Source organism: Sphingobium aquiterrae (genome assembly GCF_037154135.1).
Taxonomy (GTDB): Bacteria; Pseudomonadota; Alphaproteobacteria; order Sphingomonadales; family Sphingomonadaceae; genus Sphingobium; species Sphingobium aquiterrae.
The window spans coordinates 217,037-235,330 of record NZ_JBANFL010000002.1 but is presented as its reverse complement, the minus strand read 5'-3'; the positions used below and the strand labels follow the sequence as shown (position 1 = coordinate 235,330).

The following is an 18,294-nucleotide window of genomic DNA, read 5'->3' as shown; positions in this document are numbered from 1 at the left end:
TCTTCTTTTGATCTGCGCGTATTGGCGCCCGTTTCTGACATGGCTGTCTCTCATCCGCCGCGCCGGTCTGTCAACGCCGCGCTGGCCCGGATGGAGGATTTGCGGTCGACCGGTCCTAGCTCGTTTCCACCCCTTGCTTTACGGCCCATTGGGTGAGGAAGGCACGCGGGTTCCCCGCCGCGCCGGAAAGCACGGCCGGTATCTCGGCACTCAGCGCCGACAGGTCCAGCGACCGGATCATCGCCTTCACCGGGCCGATCGACGCCGGGGTGATGGACAGGCGGCGGAACCCCAGCCCCAATAGCGCCATCGCCTCCAGCGTGCGCCCGCCCATTTCGCCGCACACGCCCACCGGCACATCATATTCGGCGCAGGTACGGGCAATACGCGAGAGGAAGCGCAGGATGGCGACGCTCAGCCAGTCATAGCGCTCCGCCAGCTTGGGATGCGCGCGGTCGGCCGCGAACAGGAACTGGGTGAGGTCGTTCGTGCCCACCGACAGGAAATCGACCATGGGCAGCAGGATGTCGAGCACCTCGGCCAGCGCCGGCACTTCCAGCATCGCCCCATAGCGCACGGCGTTGGGCACCTTCTTGCGCTGTTTCATCAGCCATTCCCGCTGGCGCTCGATCAGCGCCTTCGCCGCTTCATATTCCCAGGGTTCGGAAATCAGCGGGAACATGACGTAGAGCGTCCGGCCCGCCGCCGCTTCCAGCAGGGCGCGGGCCTGCGCCTTCATCAGCGCGTCCCGCTCCAGCGCCAGGCGCAACGCGCGCCAGCCCATCGCCGGATTGTCCTCCACGCTGCCGTCGTCGTCGCCCGTGCGCATATAGGGCAGGGCCTTGTCGCCGCCGATATCGACGGTGCGGAAGATGACCGGGCGGTCGCCGGCCGCATCCAGCACATCCTTGTACAGGCGCTGCTGGCGCTCGCGCTGCGGCAGGGTGGCGGAAACGAGGAACTGGAATTCGGTGCGGAACAGGCCGATGCCGTCCGCGCCGGTCACGTCGAGCGCAGCGGCATCGTCGCGCAGGCCGGCATTCACCATCAGCTCGATGCGCGTGCCGTCCTTCGTCACCGGCGGCAGGTCGCGCGCGGCGGCAAAGGCGGCGCGGCGCTTGGCGGTGAGGCTGAGCTTGTTCTCGAACGCCTCGTCCATGTCGAGCGTCGGGCGGACGAACAGCCGGTTCTCGTTCACGTCCATGAGGACAAGGTCGCCCTCGTTCACCCGATGGCGGATGTCGCGCACACGGCCCAGCACCGGCACGCCCATGGCCCGCGCGACGATGGTGACATGCGCGGTGAGCGACCCTTCCTCCAGGATCACGCCCTTCAGGCGGCGGCGGTCATATTCCAGCAGCTCCGCCGGCCCCAGGTTGCGCGCCACCAATATGGCGTCCTGCCGCAGGCCCAGTTGCGCCGCCGTGCCCAGCTGGCCGGACACGATGCGCAGCAGCCGGTTGGAGAGATCCTCCAGATCGTGCATCCGGTCCTGCAGCAGCGGGTCGGAAATCTGGCGCATGCGCATGCGGGTGCGTTGCTGCACCCGCTCGATCGCCGCCTCCGCGGTCAGGCCGCTGTCGATGGCCTCGTTGATCCGCCGGGTCCAGCCTTCGTCATAGGCGAACATCTTGTAGGTTTCGAGCACCTCCTGATGCTCGCCATCGCCGCCGAAGTCGGCCGCGCCCGCCATCCGGTCGATCTGCTCGCGCATCTTGGTGAAGGCGGAGATGACCCGCTGGCGCTCGGCCTCCACATCCTCGGCCACGGTATGCTCGACGGTGATGCGCGGCTGGTGGAAGACGACATGGCCGCGCGCCATGCCCATCACCAGCTGAAGGCCGGTCAGGATGTTGGAGCCGGTGTCCTGCACCCGCCCCTCGCCCGGCGCCTCGTCGACCAGGCCGGCATTGGCGATCAGTTCGGAAAGGACCATCGCCACCGTCTGCAGCGCCTCGATCTCGATCTCTTCATAGCGGCGCGGGTCGACATGCTGCACGCACAGCACGCCCACGGCATGCTCGCGCCGCACGATGGGCACGCCGGCAAAGCTGTGGAACAATTCCTCGCCGGTTTCGGGCAGATAGGCGAAATCGGGATGGGCCGCCGCCTCATCCAGGTTCAGCGTCTCGACATTGGCGGCGATCGTGCCGACCAGCCCCTGGCCCATGGCGAGGCGGGCGACATGCACCGCCTCCTGCTTCAGGCCGCGCGTCGCGAACAGCTCCAGCACGCCTTCGCGCAACAGATAGATGGAGCACACCTCGCTCGACAGTTCCTCGCCGATGATCTCCACTACCTTGTTCAGCTTTTGCTGCGCGGCGAAGCGCGAAGCCATCAGCTCGTGCAGGCGGCTCAGGATCTTGCGTGCGGCGATGACGGGAGGGCTGATCATATCCGCACCGCTAACAGAAAGCTGCCGTCCATTCCAATCACGAACTTTATATCGGCGATGGCGGAATATTGCGCCTCGACCGTTATTGCTGCTGAATAGACACCGAGAGTCGGGGCTTTGCCCGACATGCACCATTCAAGGGGAAGGCACATGACGATCGAAATGACGGCCGAGGCACGCGAAGACCTGCTCGACAGGGGCTATTCCCGCCGGCAGCTTGCCCGGGTCGCGGCGTTGCTGGGCGCCGGCGCGATGGCGGCCCGCTTCACCGAGGCATCGGCGCAGCAGGCGGCAAAGGCCGTGGCCGGCGCGGCGCGCATCGGCGCCAATGAATGCTGGACCGGCCCCTTCCCGATCGCAGCGAAGGCCGCGACCGACATCGTCGCCAGGGGCAATTGGTACGAGCCCGACAATGAGCATCAGAAGCTGTTCGACGCCGTCGCCGCCGTCGAAGGCATCCCGGCCGACCGCATCACCGCATGGCCTGGGTCGAGCGATCCGCTCAACCGCACCGCCGTCAGCTTCGCGTCGCCCGCGCGCGGCATCGTGACCGCCGATCCCACCTATGAAGCCATCTGGCGCACCGGCGCCTGGGTCGGTGCCAAGGTGACGAAGGTGCCGCTGACCGCCGACTATCGCCATGACGTGAAGGCGATGCTGGCCGCGGACCCCAATGCCGGCGTCTATTACATCTGCTCGCCCAACAACCCCACCGGCACGCTGACGCCGATCGAGGACATTGTCTGGCTGGCCGAAAACAAGCCGAAGGACGCGATCCTGCTGGTCGACGAAGCCTATATCCACTGGAGCGAGACCAAGAACGCAGCCTCGCTGGCCGCCACGCGCGACGATGTGATCGTGCTGCGCACCTTCTCCAAGCTGTTCGGCATGGCCGGCATGCGCCTTGGCCTCAGCTTCGCCAACCCCGAGCTGATGAAGAAGATGATGCGCTATGACGGCGGGCAGGTGTCCGGCATGCTGCCGATGACGTCCGTCGCCTGCGGCGCCGTCGCCGTTGCCCAGGCGGGCGACATCAAGACGCGCCGGGCGGAAATGATCGCAAACCGCGAAAACACCATCGCCTGGCTGAAGAAGCAGGGCATCAAGGTGCTGCCCGGCAGCCAGGGCAATATGTTCATGGTCGACTGGGGCAAGCCCGCCAAGGAGATGCAGGCCGCCCTGCTCGCCGAGAAGGTGCAGATCGGCCGTAACTGGCCGATCTGGCCCAATGTCTCCCGCGTGACCGTCGGTTCCGCCGAAGACATGCAGAAATTCTGCGTCGCCGTGGCGAAGACATACAAGGCCTGATCGCCTTTCCGGACCCATGATCCGGGGCATGCGCGCCCGGACGGCACCCGCCGTCCGGGCGCTCTGCTTTTGGCGGGATGCGGGACACGGCGGAAATTAGGCGCTTGTTCGTTCTATCGGGTGAGCATGTCACGCGCACGCACAGGGGCACGCGCACAGGGGGAACGACACCATGAGCTTGATGATGGAAAAGGACGCCGCCGAAGACCTGATGGACCGTGGCTATTCCCGGCGGCAGCTGGGCCGGGTCGCCGCCCTGCTGGGCGCCGGCGCGGCCATCCATTCCACGATCGGCACCGCCTTTGGCCAGTCCCAGGCGGCGCGCGGGGTTGCCGGCGCGGTGCAGATCGGCGCCAATGAATGCTGGACCGGCCCCTTTGCCGTCGGCGTCGAGGCTGCCGCGAAGATGGCGGCCATCGGCAACCGCTACGATGCGGACGACTATCGCGGCCAGCTGCTCAAGACCGTCGCCATGGTCGAGAATGTGCCGGAAGACCATATCCTGCCCTGGCCCGGTTCGGGCGATCCGCTGGTGCGCTCCGTCATCACCTTCTGTTCGCCGCAAAAGGGGCTGGTCACGGCCGATCCGACCTTCGAATCGGCCTGGCGCGCTGCCGACTGGCTGGGCGCGCCGCTTGCCAAGGTGCCGATGAAGCCGGGCATGGGCGCGGACGTGAAGGCGATGCTGGCGGCGAACCCCAATGCCGGCCTCTATTATATCTGCACGCCCAACAACCCGACCGGCACGGTGACGCCGCTCAGCGACATCGAATGGCTGCTGGCGAACAAGCCCGCCGACTCCGTGCTGCTGGTGGACGAAGCCTATATCCACTTCTCCGAAGCGCCGACCGCCGCCTATCTCGCCGCCAAGCGCAACGACGTGATCGTCATGCGCACCTTCTCCAAGCTGTTCGGCATGGCCGGCATGCGCCTTGGCCTCACCATGGCGCACCCCGATCTGCACAAGCGGATGATGCGCTATGACGGCATGCAGGTGACGGGCACGCTGCCGATGACGGCGGTGGCCTGCGGCAATGCCGCCTATACCCAGGCCGCCCTCATCAAGGCCCGCCGCGCCGAGATGATCGCGGTGCGCGAGGAAACCTATGCCTATCTCAAGAAGCGCAAGGTCGCCTATCTTCCCGGTAGCCAGGCCAATATGTTCATGATCGACTGGGGCAAGCCCGCCAAGGCCGTGCAGCAGGCATTCATGGCCCAGAAGGTGCAGATCGGCCGGTCCTGGCCGATCTGGCCCAATGTCTCGCGCGTCACCGTGGGTTCCTCCGACGACATGAAGGCATTCTGCGTCGCGCTCGACAAGATCCTGATGGCCTGACGGACAGAACAACCGTGCCCCGGCACGGCAAGGGGGACGAGGCGGCAGCGCGCTTCGTCCTCCTTTTTTCATTCCGTGAAGATGTAGCTGCTAGAGCGGTGAACGATCGGATTAAATCGTTCACCGCCCCGATTGTCTTTTGTTTTCCGTATTCTGCGAGCCGCCGGCTGTTCCAGCCGACTTCAGAATGCTCTAATGCCGCTCGCCGGTGAAATGCACGCGGTTCGCCTTGATCACCGCCTGGGTGCGGCTGAACACGCCCATCTTCTGCAGAATGGCGGAGACATGCGCCTTCACGGTGGTCATCGACACATTGAGGTCGTGCGCGATCTGCTTGTTGAGCCGGCCGTTCACCAGATGGCCCAGCACCGTCTTCTGCTGCGGCGTCAGGCTGTCGATCCGCATCAGAATGTCGCTGTCCTCCATCGAGGATGGAGGCGCTTCGCCGATCACCTCGGGCAGATAGATCTCGCCCGATATGATCCGGTGCAGCGCCTCCACGATGGCGCTGCGTTTCATCGACTTGGGGATGAAGCCGGCGGCGCCGGCGGCCAGCGCTTCCTGCACCACCTGCCGGTCGAGCGCACCCGACACCATCACCACCGGCAGGATGGGATAGCGCGCGCGCAGCAGGCGCAGGCCATCCAGCCGCTTCACGTCGGGAATGTTGAGGTCGAGCAGGATGAGGTCGAAATTGCTCTGCTTTTCCAGCGTGCCCAGCGCCTCGTCCAGCGTCGCCGCCTCCAGCACCTCGCAGCCGTCGAAGCTGACAGCGATGACGCTGCGCAACCCGTCGCGGACCAGTGGATGGTCGTCGATGATGAGCACCCGCTCGATCGCCGCCTCTGCGCCCATGATATCCTGCATAACCTGCCCCCGGCGAGGATGATCGGCCATAATCGGGGGCGCGGCAAGCCGCACCTGATAGTTTCCGCGCCCCATGACGATCATCTGCCTTCTCCGCTCTTGTCTGGCCGTCCTTGTCCGGCGGCCCTTATTTGGGAAGCTTGAACACCCAGAGCGAGCCGCCCTGGTTGATATCCTTGAACGACTTGGCAACTTCGCCGCCCCACAGCGGCACCGCGCCGCCCCAGCCGGACATGACGGCGACATATTGCTCGCCATCCTGCTCCCAGGTGACGGGCGAGCCGACCACGCCCGAGCCGGTCTGGAACTTCCACAGCTCCTTGCCGGTCTTCGCGTCGAAGGCCTTCAAAAAGCCTTCGGGCGTGCCGGTGAAGACCAGGTTGCCGGCCGTCGTCAGCACGCCGCCCCACAGCGGCGCCTTGTTCTTGTATTCCCACATGATCTTGCCGGTCTTGGGGTCCATCGCCCGCAGCGCGCCGATATGATCCTCCGCGATCGGCTTGATCGTGAAGCCCGCGCCCAGATAGGCCGCGCCCTTCTTGTAGGCGATGGGCTCGTTCCAGATGTCCATGCCCCAGTCGTTGGACGGGATGTAGAAGAAGCCCGTATCCTTGCTGTAGGCCATCGGCATCCAGTTCTTGCCACCCAGGAAGCTGGGCGAGGAGAAGACGCTGGTGCCCTTTTCCGTGGTCGGCGCGCCGGGCCGGCCGGCGGGAATCACATTGGGCTTGCCGTTCTTGTCATAGCCCGTCGCCCAGGTCGTCTGCATGACGAAGCGGTTGGCGCTGATGAACTTGCCGTTGGTGCGGTCGAGCACGAAGAAAAAGCCGTTGCGGTCCGCCTTCGCGCCCAGCTTCATCGGCTTGCCGTTGATCGTGGCGTCGAAGGGGATGAATTCGTTGACCCCGTCGAAATCCCAGCCGTCATGCGGGGTCGTCTGATAATGCCATTTGATGACGCCGGTGTCGGGATCGATGGCGAGCGTCGAGCTGGTATAGAGATTGTCGCCCGGGCGCAGATGGCTGTTCCAGGGCGCCGGGTTGCCGGTGCCGAAGAAGAGCAGGTTGGTTTCCGGATCATAGGTGCCGCCCAGCCAGGTCGCGCCGCCGCCGGTCTTCCACAGGTCGCCGGTCCAGGTGGCGTTGGTCTTGCCGGTGGTGCCGTTGTCCTTGCCGTTGAGGGTGCCCATATGCCCCTCGATCGTGGGACGGCGCCATATCAGCTCGCCGGTGTTCACGTCGCGCGCCTCGACCGCGCCGACGATGCCGAATTCGCCGCCCGAATTGCCGTAGATCACCTTGCCCTTGACCACCATGGGCGCGGCGGTCGCCGAATAGCCCGCCTGATAATCGGCGATCTGCTTGTTCCAGATGACCTTGCCGGTGTGCCGGTTGAGCGCCACCAGGCGCGCGTCCAGCGTCGCGAAGATGATCTTGTCGCCATAGATGGCGGCGCCGCGGTTGACGACGTCGCAGCAGGGCATGATGCCTTCGGGCAGGCGCGCGTCATATTGCCATTTCTCCTCCCCCGTGCGGGCATCGAAGGCGAAGACGCGCGAATAGCTGCCGGTGACGTAGATGGTGCCGTCATAGACGATAGGCTGCGCTTCCTGGCCGCGCTGCTTTTCGCCACCCAGCGATGCAGCGAAGGCCGGCACCAGCTTCGACACCGTATCGGCGTTGATGGCATTGAGCGTGCTGAAGCGCTGCGCCTGCGGGCCCATGCCATAGGTGAGCACGTCGCCGGGCGAAGCCGCGTCGTTCATCAGGTCCGCGTCGTTCGGGCCGGCGGCACCGCCCTGCGCGAGCAGTGGCGCCCCGGCGACCGCCAGCGTGAGCATCGCCGCGCCGGCGAGCGAACGCATGATACGTCCTTTCATCTGTCATCCTCCCTTGTTGCAGGCGACTGCGCGCCCGATGCCGTCAGCCTATGATGTCGTGGCGTGCGAACAATTGGACCTTGGGTCGCCCCCATCAGGCCCGGAGCACGCCGGTTGTTTCAGTTCGCCGCAAGCGGTGGCGCATAGGTGACGCCATGCGCCGCGAAGAGCGCCTTCATCTCTCCCGAAGCGGTCATGCCGGCCAGGATCTCCTCCACCGCATCGCCCAGTGAACGGCTGTTCTCCTTCACCGCCATGCCGATGTCCCAGCCAGGCGAGGTGAAGGCCGGCAGCGGCATCCTGCGCCGGTCGACCTGCGCACCTGCGCCGCCATCGTGCAGCACCGCCTCGATCTGGGCGCGGCTGGCGAGCACGGCATCGGCCTTGCCCCCGGTCACCGCCTCCACCGCCTCGGCCCCGGTCAGATAATGGGTCACGTCCTTGGCCAGGATGCCGCCGAATGACCCCAGCAGGTAGATGTCGGGAATGCTGTCCAGCTCCGCCGCCAGCCTGTGCCCGCGCCACTGGGTCGGCGGCGCCTCGCAATCGGCCGTGCCCTTGCGGCAGGCGAACTGGAAGCTCTCGCGATAATAGGGCGCGACGATCGCCACCTGATCGTTGCGCGCGGCAAAGGTCCGGTCGAAGGGGACATGCAGCATGATGTCGGCGGGCATGAAGCCCAGCAGGCCGCCCTTCCACACCGCATTGCGCAGGTCGTCGTCCACGCTTTCATCGGCGACGATCTGCGCGACATCCGCCTTCACGCCCAGTTTCGCGGCGAGCGCGCGGGCGAGATCGACATCGATCCCCCCCAAAGTCCCGCCCCGGTCCCAGGACCATGGCCGGTTGTCCTTGTAGACCGCGACCCGCAGCACCCCCAGCGCCTTCACCTTCGCCAGCGGCGCGGCATCGGCCAGCGCCGGGAACAATCCCGACGCCGCCACCGCCCCCATGCCTGCGAGCATCGCCCGACGGCTTAACACCGGCCTATTCCTGATGCTTGGTTTCGAGCCAGGCGCGAATCGCCCAGCCGGCCTTCTGCCCCAGCACCTCGCCGAAGGGGGGCATATAGACTTTCCCGTCATGCGCGGAGCCATGCTGGAAACGCTCGATGAACCACTGGTCGCCCGATTCGCCCAGTTCCAGATAGCGCAGGTCGGGCGCGATGCCGCCGCTCTCCGCTTCCAGCCCGTGGCAGCGGGCACAGTTCTGGCCATAGGCCGACTCGCCCACCGTGATCGCCTTGGCATTGCCCGTATAGGGATTCTTCTGAAGCCAGGCTTCGCCAATGTCAGGCAGCATGCTGGTGTCGACCGCCTGGGGCGTCACATTGCCATGCGCCATCAGGGCGCCGGCGCCGGTCGCCGCCGCCGTTATCGCGGCCCCGATCAACGCAATCCGTCCGATATTCATAAATCCATCCTCACCCGGCTATGCTTGCCCCTGTGAGGTCGAGCCTAAGCCACGACAAAGACGTGCCCCATTGGCCATTGGTACTATCCCTGAGTTACGCGAGCCGCTTTAGACCAAGGCATAATCGTAAGAACGCAAGCCGCCAGGACAGGATGAGGATATGAGATTGACAATCGCGGCCGGGCTGGCCCTCTCCTGCGTTCCGGTCATATCCGCCGTGGCCCATGCCGAAACGCTCTATGTCTCGAACGAGCGCGGCAACTCCATCACCGTCATCGACGCCGCGAGCATGGCCCCGGTCGCGACCTGGCCGGTGGGCGGGCGTCCGCGCGGCATCACCGTGTCGAAGGACGGGCGCTACATCTATCTGTGCGCCAGCACCGACCATAGCGTACAGGTGATCGAGCGGACGACAGGGAAGATCGTGGCGGAACTGCCCTCGGGCGAAGACCCGGAACAATTCTTCCTCTCCCGCGATGGCGCGACGCTGTTCGTCGCCAATGAAGACAATGCCGCGCTGACCGCCATCGACATTGCGACCCGCACCGTCGCCTTCCAGGTCGATGTCGGCAAGGAGCCCGAGGGCGTGGCGCAGAGCCCGGACGGCAAATGGGTGGTCGTCACATCGGAAGAGGACAATGTCGTCAACTGGATCGACCTTTCGACCAGGAGCATGGTCGCCGCGACGCAGACCGACCTGCGCCCGCGCCATGTCGAGTTCACCGCCGACGGCAAGGAACTGTGGGTCTCGGCCGAGGTGGGCGGGGTCGTCCAGATCGTCGACACGACGACCCGCGCCGTCATCCAGACGCTGAACTTCGCGATTCCGGGCGTTGGCGATCATCGCATCCTGCCCTGCGGCATCCGCTTCACGCCCGACGGCAGGACGGCCGTGATCGCGCTGGGCCGGGCGGACCATGTCGCGCTGGTCGATGTCGCGACGCGCAAGGTGCGGGCCTATGTGCCCGTCGGCAAGCGCGTCTGGCACCTTGCGATCAGCGCCGACGGAACGAGGGCCTATGCCGCCAATGGCCTTTCGGACAATGTCTCCATCATCGACCTTGCGAGCGCGAAGGTGACGGGAACCGCGCCGGTGGGCGCCGGCCCGTGGGGGATCGTCGCGGTTCCCTGACGGCGTCGCCCATACAGGGTCTTACGCCCAAGGAACGAGAACCAAAGTGCAATTTCGGGCCCGCGCGCCAGCACGCACACTCCCGCAGTCGGCCAATGACCGGCACATAAACGGGAGGATGTTATGGCAAGAAAGGTGCTCCTTGCGAGCGCAGCGATGGCGCTTATGTTCGCCGTGGGGGCAACGCCGGCCATGGCGGCGGGCACGACCAGCCAGCTGCTGAAGCGGCTTCACGAAAAGGGAATCCTCTCCGACGAGGAATATGCCGAGCTGATGAAGCAGGAGGAGGCAGCCCCTCCCCCGCCACCGGCCGAGGCCGCGGCATCCGCGCTGGACGACAAGCGCATGGTCCGCGTGGCCGACAGCGGGGTCGGCATGCAGATCGGCGACGTGACGCTGAAGGTCTCCGGCTCGGTCAACGGTTTCTACGTGCATGACAATGGCGACACGCCCGGCCCGAACAAGGTCGTGACCGGCGGCGTCGCGACAGTCGGCGGCGACAGTTCCGCCGTGCGCAACGGCCTGCTGCCCGGCTTCCTCAAGATCGAGGCGATGACCAGCCAGGGCGGCTGGGACGTCGGCGCCCATTTCGGCATGTATCCGGGCATCAACTCGGCCAGCTATGTGGGCGGCGGCGCCAACAGCGGCGGCAATCCCCGCGCGCTGCAGACCGCCGGCATCGATTTCCGCCAGACCTACCTGACCTTCGGCCGCAAGGGCTTTGGCGAGGTGAAGATCGGCCGCGACATCGGCCTCTTTGGCTCCGAGCAGATATTGAACGACATCACCCTGCTCTCTTCGGGCACGCCCTCGGGCAATGTGGCGCCGTCCAACACCACGCTGGGCCGCATCGGCGTCGGTTACATCTACACCGATTTCCAGCCGCAGATCACCTACTCCACGCCGAATGTCAGCGGCTTCCAGGCCAGCGTCGGCATCTTCGAGCCGCTGTCGTCGATCACCGGGCCGGACGAAGCCAACAAGCAGCCCGGCTTCCAGGCGAAGCTCGTCTATGACAGCAAGTTCGGCGATCTGGGCGCGCGTCTCTGGCTGGCCGGCACGACGCAGAAGCATAATGTCATCGCCGGGCCGGACTATACCGGCAGCGGCTTCGACACCGGCGCCAAGCTGACCTATGGGCCGCTGACGCTCGTGGGCACCTATTATGCGGCATCGGGCCTTGGCACCACGGTGCTCAACCTGTTCGACACCGATGGCGCGGGCAACAAGCGCGACAGCCACGGCTTCTACCTTCAGGGGCTGGCGACGTTCGGCAAATTCTCCGCGGGCGGCAGCTATGGCGAGAGCAATCTGGACTATGCCAACACGGCCGACGCGCTCGCCAATCCGACGCTGGTCGACAAGAACAGCAGCTGGGTGGGGCAGCTTCGCTATGGCCTGAACGGCTGGGTGACGCTGCTGGGCGAATATGTCCACAGCAAGTCGGAAGCGCATAACGGCAATCAGGCATCGTCCGACGCGCTGGCCGCCGGCGCGATCCTGTTCTTCTGATCCGGTGATCCGGAGCAGCCGCGCCGATGCGTCGGAACGGCTGCTCCACTCTTTTCTTTTTTTGCCTGAATACGATTTCCAAGCCGGTGCGTGATTCCACTTGCTTTGAAACGCTTTATTCTCCCTTAGGCGAATGTCGGGAGGAGCGGCGGTGTCCTAACCAGGACATCGCCTCTTGCGTTATGACGCTGGGGTGGGGAGGAAAAAAGACCATGAATCGCAATCATCTTCGCGGTGCATCGTGCGTTGCGCTTACAATATACACTGTCCTGCTCGCGCCCGCCGCCATGGCGCAGGATGGCGGGGCATCCACAGGCAAGCCGGGCGACGACATCCTCGTGCTGGGCGAAGGGCTGCCCCTGCCGCCCGGAACGCCGGCCTATGGCTCCACCATCATCGACCAGACGCGCCTGCAGAGCAGTTCTTCGGGCCGGATCGAAACGGTGCTGGGCGATGTCGCGGGCTTCCAGCAGTTCCGCCGGTCCGACAGCCGCTCCGCCAACCCTTCCGCGCAGGGCGCGACCTTGCGGGCGCTGGGCGGCAATGCCTCCAGCCGGACGCTGGTGCTGCTGGACGGCGTGCCGATGGCGGACCCGTTCTTCGGCTACATCCCCTTCAGCGCACTGGTGCCCGACCGGCTCTCCATGATCCGGGTAACGCGCGGCGGCGGCAGCGGCGCCTTTGGCGCGGGCGCGGTGGCCGGCACGATCGAGCTGGCGAGCGCCACGCGCGACCAGTTGCCGACCTTTGCCGGCAGCGCCCTTTACGGCAGCCGCGATTCGACCGAACTGTCCGCCAGCCTCTCGCCCGATCTGGGCAGCGGCTATGTTTCGCTTTCGGGCCGCTGGGACCGGGGCGACGGCTTCCAGACCACGCCCGCCTCGCAACGCAACGCCGCCACCGTGCCCGCCGCCTATGATGGCTGGTCGGTCGGCCTGCGCGCGGTCGCGCCGCTTTCCCCCGACATGGAGGTGCAGGTGCGCGGCCTCGTCTTCAACGACGACCGCACGCTGCGCTTCGCCGGCGCGAACAGCAACAGCCAGGGGCAGGACGCCAGCGTCCGCCTGATCTCACGCGGGCCATGGAAGCTGGATGCGCTCGCCTATGTGCAGGCGCGCAATTTCAGCAATATCGTCATCAGCTCCTCGACCTTCCGCACGTCGCTGGACCAGCGCAACACGCCCTCCACCGGCATCGGCGGCAAGATCGAGCTGCGCCCGCCCGTGGGCGACGCGCATGTGCTGCGCCTGGGCAGCGACCTGCGGCTGTCGTCGGGCGACATGTATGAAGACGCCTATAATGCGAACATCGCCGCCAATCCGGTGACGACGCGGACCCATGCCGGCGGCAACCAGAGCACGCTCGGCCTGTTCGCGGAAGACGACTGGACATTGGGGTCGCTGGTGCTGACCGGCGGCGCCCGCGCCGACCGCTGGACGATCACCCAGGGCTTCTTCACCATCCGCAATGCCGCCGGCGCGATCACCGGCGACACACGCTATGCCGACCGCAGCGATTGGGAATTTTCCGGCCGGGCGGGCGCGTTGCTGCATGTGAGCAAGGCCGTGGCACTGCGCGCGGCGGGCTATACCGGCTTCCGCCTGCCGACGCTCAACGAACTGTACCGGCCCTTCGTGGTCTTCCCGGTCAGGACCAACGCCAATGCCGCGCTGACCCCGGAAAAGCTGAAGGGCGCGGAGGCCGGCATCGACCTTGCCCCCCTGCCCGGCGTCACATTCGGCGCGACGCTCTTCTACAACCGGCTGGACGATGCGATCGCGAACGTCACCACCGGCACCAATGTCCGGATGCGGCAGAATGTCGACGCCATCGTCGCCAAGGGCGTGGAGCTGACCGCCAGCGCGCGGGCCGGCGATTTCGTGCTGTCGGGCTCCTATGCCTACAGCCATAGCGAGGTGAAGGCACCGGGGCAGGCATTTGACGGCCTCACCCCCTCGCAGAGCCCCCGCCATGCCGGCAGCGCGACGCTCGCCTGGGAACCGCAGCAGGGGCCGATGCTGTCGGCGACGCTGCGCTATGTCGCCAAGCAATATGAGGACGATCTGCAGACCGACGTGCTGCCCGATGCACTGACGGTCGATGCCTTTGCCCGCCTGCCCATCGGCCATGGCATAGCGGTGACGGCGCGGGGCGAGAATCTGTTCGATGAAACGGTGGTCACGCGCAATGCCGCCGGGTCGATGGACCTGGGCACGCCGCGCACCTTGTGGATCGGCGTGTCGTTCGCGCGGTGACGACATGGCGATACAGACTGCGACAAACTTCCGCTTGCGGCACTGGCCATGGCGGATAATCTCGCCGTGAATCGTCTGGGGTGACATATCGTCTGGAGTGACATGATGACAGATCGCTATTCCACCGTCGCACGCTGGCTTCACTGGATCATCGGCATCCTGGTGATCCTCAACATCGTCGGCGGGCTTGGCCATGATGCGATGGAGGGCCTGCCGATCCCGATCATGCCGCTGCACAAGGCGGCGGGCATCACCGTCCTGTTCCTCACGCTCGTCCGCATCGGCTGGCGCTTCACGCATCGCGCGCCGACGCTGCCGGCCGAAATGCCGCTGTGGGAAAAGGGCGCGGCGCATGCCACCCATGCGATCTTCTACATCCTGCTGCTGCTGGTGCCGCTGACCGGATGGATCATGGTGTCGGCCGGCACCCGCCCGCTCGACTGGTTCGGCCTGTTCCCGATCCCCAAATTCGCGGTGACGAAGGGCGATGCCATCGTCGGCCTTTCGGGCGAAGGGCATGAGATCCTGGGCATCGCCTTCGGCGTGCTGGCGGTGCTGCACATCGCGGCGGCGCTGCGCCATCATTTCATCCTGAAGGATGGCGTGCTGCGCCGCATGCTCGGCTGAGCGGGGCCCGCGCCCGTCTTATCCCTCCGTCTTATCCCCCCCGTCTTATCCCAAGGTCCAATGGAGGCATGGCAGCCCAAGCCATAGCCTGTATGTATACAGAATTGATGGGGAGAGAGATATGGTCCGGGTGAACCGGCTGCTCGCCGGCGTGGCCATGGCCGGCCTGTCGGCCAGTGGCGCGCTGGCGCAGCCACATGCGGCAATGGCGAATGCGACAGCAGCGAATGCGGCGGCGAATGCCGAAATGCCGGATGCGGACGGGCCGCATATGCCAATGCCCGATAGGGAACTGGACACGCCGGACCGCACGATCATCGTGACCGCGCCGGGCGGCGCGGTCGACATCGACGATGCGTTGACCCTGTCCGGCCATGACATCACCCGCGCCGGCACGCCCGATCTGCTCGCGGCGCTCAGCCGCAATATCGCCGGCGTCACCCTGCAGGACGCGCAGGGCAATCCCTGGCAACCCAATCTCGTCTATCGCGGCTTCATCGCCTCGCCGCTGCAGGGGCAGTCGCAGGGGCTGGCCGTCTATCTGGATGGCGCGCGCTTCAACCAGCCCTTCGGCGACACGGTGCAGTTCGACCTGATCCCGGAAGCCGCCATCGCCAAGCTCTCCCTGCTGGATGCGAGCCCGGTCTACGGCCTCAACGCGCTCGGCGGCGCGGTCGTGCTGGAAACCAGGACCGGCGTCAGCGATCCGGGGCTGGAGGCCAGCATCACCGGCGGCCGCTTCGGCTCTGTCGAAGGCAGCATCGCCGGCGGCTGGGCGAAGGATGGGCTGAGCGCTTTCGCCGCCTTCCAGTACAGCCATGACGATGGCTGGCGCGCGCATTCGCCCTCCACCCTTTATAACGGCTATCTGGACCTTGGCTTCGACACCGAAGGCGGCGGCCTGCACATGAAGCTGGTGGGGGCGGATACCGACCTGACCGGCAATGGCGTCGCCCCCGTCGAGCTGCTGGCCGCCGATCGCCGCGCCGTCTTCACCTGGCCGGACAACAGCCGCAGCCGCTATGGTCGGGTGAGCCTGCACCCCTGGGTCGCGCTGTCGGACAGCACCCGGATCGAGGGCACGCTCTATGCGCAGACGCTGACGCTGCGGACGGTGAACGGCGATGCCGCCGATATCGAGGGCTGCGAGGAAGAGGACGACGCCGGGCTGCTCTGCCTTGAGGGCGTGGGCGTGGGCGGGGACGATGACGACGGCGGGAGCGGGGGCGAGACGCAGGCCGTGCTCACCAACGCCGCCGGCCAGCCCATTTCCGATACGCTGGACGGCGAAGGCTATGGCGTGCTCAACCGCGGCCGCACCCGGACGAAGGCGCTGGGCGCGCTGGTCCAGCTGATCGACGAGCGCCCCCTGCTGGGCGGCGACAATCACCTCGCGATCGGCCTCAGCTATGATGCGAGCCGCACCCGCTTCGACACCTCGACCGAGCTGGGCGCGCTCACCGACGATCGCAGTGTCGAGGGGCTCGGCGATATCATCGTGCAGCCGGACGGCGCCATCGCCCCGGTCGGGCTGGTCGCCCAGACGCGCTATTGGGGGGCGTTCATCCAGGATCGGCTGCCCATCGCACCAGGGCTCTCGGCGGAACTGGGCCTGCGCTACAATCATGCCCGCATCGCGCTGGACGACCAGATCGGCACCGCGCTTAACGGCCGCCACCGCTTCGCCCGCTGGAACCCCGGCGCCGAACTGGACTATGCCGTCAGCAAGAGCCTCAATCTGCGCATCGGCTATGCGGAGACCAATCGCGCGCCCACGCCGGCCGAACTGTCCTGCGCAGACGAAAATGCGCCGTGCAGCCTCACCAATTTCTTCGTCGCCGATCCGCCGCTGAAGCAGGTCGTCGCCAAAAGCTGGGAAGCGGGCGCGGGCGGCCAGGGCGTTGTCGGCGGCGTCCGGCTGGAATGGCTGCTGTCGGGCTATCGCACCACCAACCGCAACGACATCCAATATGTCGCCTCGGCCATCCGGGGCCGCGCCTGGTTCCAGAATATCGGCAGCACGCGGCGGCAAGGCGTGGAAGCCAGCCTGAAAGCGTCGAAGGGCGGGCTGACGGGCACGCTCAGCTATGCCTTTACCGATGCGACCTATCGCAGCCCGCTGACCCTCTCCAGCCCGGCGAACCCGGAGGCGTCGGATGACGGCACGGTGGCCGTCGCGCGCGGCGACCGCCTGCCCGGCATCCCCCGCCACAGCGCCACGCTGGCCATCGACTATGCGGGCAGCCTGGGCGGCAAAAGGGGCTGGTCGATCGGCGGCGACCTGATCGCGCGCACCGGCCAGTATCTGGTCGGCGACGAAGGCAATGATACGCCGCGCCTGCCCGGCTATCTGCTGGTCAATGTGCGCGGGGGCTTCGATATCCTGCCCGGCGTCACCCTGTTCGGCGAGCTGCGCAACGCCTTCAACCGGAAATTCGCGACCTTCGGCACCTTCTCCGACGTGGGCGAGATCGACCTGGCGGAGGCGCCGGACGCATCGAACCCGCGCGCTTATGGCCCGGCGGCCCCCCGACGCTGGTATGCAGGCGTGAAGGCGCGTTTCTGATCCTCTTGCGGCGCGGCCGGGGGCAGCGACCCGGCCGCGCCGCCCTTTTGCAAAATGTTCAGGGCTGAAATGTTCAGGGCCAGAATATTCAGGGCCGATCGACGCGCGGCAGCAGCCGGTCTTCCAGCCCCGGATAAAGGTGGGAAACGCTGCGCTGCAGCTCATAACGCGCCGCTGCCATATGCGCGAAGCGATCGGGGATCGGCAGGTTCCCCGCCTCCACCATGTCGAGCCCGGAACGGACCGCTTCGCTCAGCGTCGCTTCCAGCCAGTCGATCCAGTCCAGCGTCTGCGCGATCGCCTGCCCGCCGTCGGGATCGAACGGCCCATGCCCCGGAATGGCGCCCCGATGCGGCAATGCCCTGAGCGTGGCAAGGCTCGTGCGCCATGCCTCCAGATTGGCGGTCGGCGTGCTGGGCGCGCGATCATGGAACAAAAGGTCGCCGCCGATCAGCAGGCCGGTGCGCTCATCCAGCAACGCCAGGTCGGCCGCGCTGTGGCCGGAAAGCGCCAGCAGCTTCAGCCGCCGTCCGCCGAAATCCTCGCCGTCGCTCTCGATCCGCCGGCCCGGCAGCACCAGGTCCGTGCCGCGCATCCAGTCGTTCAGCATGCGGTACATGGCATCGGAAAAACCGCGCCCGTCGCGGCCGATATCCGCGATGGTGCCGGGCAGCGCCGCGACGATCGCCGGATCGAACGCGGCAATGCCAAGCCCATGATCGGGGTGGAGATGCGTCACATAGACGCGGATCACCGGCTTCCCCGTCAACGCTTCCGCCACGCCTCTGAGCGCGCGGGCATAGCGGACGGACGGCCCGCAATCGCACAGCAGCGTGCCGGCGGGCGTGTCGATGATCGCGATGTTCGCAATGGCGCCGCCATTGGCCGGCAGGATCGGTTCATCCGCGCCATGGACCATCCAGATGCCATCGGCGACCTTGACCGGGGCAATGCTGTATTCCTGCGCGGCCAGCACCCTGCCGGGCATGGCGACGGCGGCGAAC

14 protein-coding genes are annotated in these 18,294 nt (G+C 66.4%); 7 read left to right on the top strand and 7 right to left on the bottom strand.

The window, feature by feature from the left end:
• Positions 1 to 115: 115 nt before the first annotated feature.
• Together ptsP and WFP78_RS03335 are read right to left on the bottom strand one after the other, a co-directional pair.
• Complete coding sequence (ptsP, locus tag WFP78_RS03340) at positions 116 to 2,395, bottom strand: phosphoenolpyruvate--protein phosphotransferase (RefSeq protein WP_336958621.1); 2,280 nt, start codon at positions 2,393 to 2,395, stop codon at positions 116 to 118.
• Complete coding sequence (locus WFP78_RS03335) at positions 2,392 to 2,523, bottom strand: hypothetical protein (protein ID WP_336958619.1); 132 nt, start codon at positions 2,521 to 2,523, stop codon at positions 2,392 to 2,394. Before WFP78_RS03335 ends, ptsP begins: the two co-directional genes overlap by 4 nt.
• A gap of 22 nt (positions 2,524 to 2,545) precedes the next feature.
• On the opposite strand from WFP78_RS03335, the gene WFP78_RS03330 reads away from it, so the two are divergent.
• Both WFP78_RS03330 and WFP78_RS03325 read left to right on the top strand, forming a co-directional pair.
• Complete coding sequence (locus WFP78_RS03330; protein WP_336958617.1) at positions 2,546 to 3,703, top strand: pyridoxal phosphate-dependent aminotransferase; 1,158 nt, start codon at positions 2,546 to 2,548, stop codon at positions 3,701 to 3,703.
• A gap of 172 nt (positions 3,704 to 3,875) precedes the next feature.
• A complete protein-coding gene (locus WFP78_RS03325) occupies positions 3,876 to 5,039 on the top strand; it encodes a pyridoxal phosphate-dependent aminotransferase (protein ID WP_336958615.1) in 1,164 nt (387 codons plus the stop codon).
• Between the two features lie 192 nt (positions 5,040 to 5,231).
• Here the strand turns inward: WFP78_RS03325 and WFP78_RS03320 are convergent, their stop codons facing one another.
• The 4 genes from WFP78_RS03320 to pedF all read right to left on the bottom strand — a co-directional run bounded on the left by WFP78_RS03320 (position 5,232) and on the right by pedF (position 9,198).
• Complete coding sequence (locus tag WFP78_RS03320; protein WP_336958613.1) at positions 5,232 to 5,990, bottom strand: response regulator transcription factor; 759 nt, start codon at positions 5,988 to 5,990, stop codon at positions 5,232 to 5,234.
• A 43-nt stretch (positions 5,991 to 6,033) separates the two neighbouring features.
• Positions 6,034 to 7,785: a methanol/ethanol family PQQ-dependent dehydrogenase gene (locus WFP78_RS03315; protein ID WP_336958611.1), complete on the bottom strand. Its 1,752-nt coding sequence runs from the start codon at positions 7,783 to 7,785 to the stop codon at positions 6,034 to 6,036.
• Between the two features lie 119 nt (positions 7,786 to 7,904).
• The gene (locus WFP78_RS03310; protein ID WP_419722911.1) at positions 7,905 to 8,750 is read right to left on the bottom strand and encodes a substrate-binding periplasmic protein; all 846 of its coding nucleotides are present in this window, start codon (positions 8,748 to 8,750) and stop codon (positions 7,905 to 7,907) included.
• Between the two features lie 22 nt (positions 8,751 to 8,772).
• Positions 8,773 to 9,198 (bottom strand): cytochrome c-550 PedF, encoded by a 426-nt coding sequence (pedF, locus tag WFP78_RS03305; protein WP_336958607.1) that lies wholly within the window; start codon positions 9,196 to 9,198, stop codon positions 8,773 to 8,775.
• A gap of 160 nt (positions 9,199 to 9,358) precedes the next feature.
• On the opposite strand from pedF, the gene WFP78_RS03300 reads away from it, so the two are divergent.
• From WFP78_RS03300 to WFP78_RS03280, 5 genes are all read left to right on the top strand, one after another.
• Positions 9,359 to 10,330, top strand: coding sequence for a PQQ-dependent catabolism-associated beta-propeller protein (locus WFP78_RS03300; RefSeq protein ID WP_336958605.1), 972 nt, complete (start codon positions 9,359 to 9,361; stop codon positions 10,328 to 10,330).
• A gap of 123 nt (positions 10,331 to 10,453) precedes the next feature.
• Positions 10,454 to 11,842, top strand: coding sequence for a porin (locus WFP78_RS03295; RefSeq protein WP_336958603.1), 1,389 nt, complete (start codon positions 10,454 to 10,456; stop codon positions 11,840 to 11,842).
• Positions 11,843 to 12,129: 287 nt separating this feature from the next.
• Positions 12,130 to 14,097 (top strand): TonB-dependent receptor, encoded by a 1,968-nt coding sequence (locus WFP78_RS03290; RefSeq protein WP_336958908.1) that lies wholly within the window; start codon positions 12,130 to 12,132, stop codon positions 14,095 to 14,097.
• 105 nt (positions 14,098 to 14,202) lie between these two features.
• Entirely contained in the window at positions 14,203 to 14,724 is a 522-nt protein-coding gene (locus WFP78_RS03285) for a cytochrome b (protein WP_336958601.1), read from the top strand.
• A 271-nt stretch (positions 14,725 to 14,995) separates the two neighbouring features.
• The gene (locus WFP78_RS03280; RefSeq protein WP_336958906.1) at positions 14,996 to 17,290 is read left to right on the top strand and encodes a TonB-dependent receptor; all 2,295 of its coding nucleotides are present in this window, start codon (positions 14,996 to 14,998) and stop codon (positions 17,288 to 17,290) included.
• 88 nt (positions 17,291 to 17,378) lie between these two features.
• Here the strand turns inward: WFP78_RS03280 and WFP78_RS03275 are convergent, their stop codons facing one another.
• Positions 17,379 to 18,278, bottom strand: a complete 900-nt coding sequence (locus WFP78_RS03275) for a quinoprotein relay system zinc metallohydrolase 1 (protein ID WP_336958904.1) — start codon at positions 18,276 to 18,278, stop codon at positions 17,379 to 17,381.
• Positions 18,279 to 18,294 lie beyond the last annotated feature (16 nt).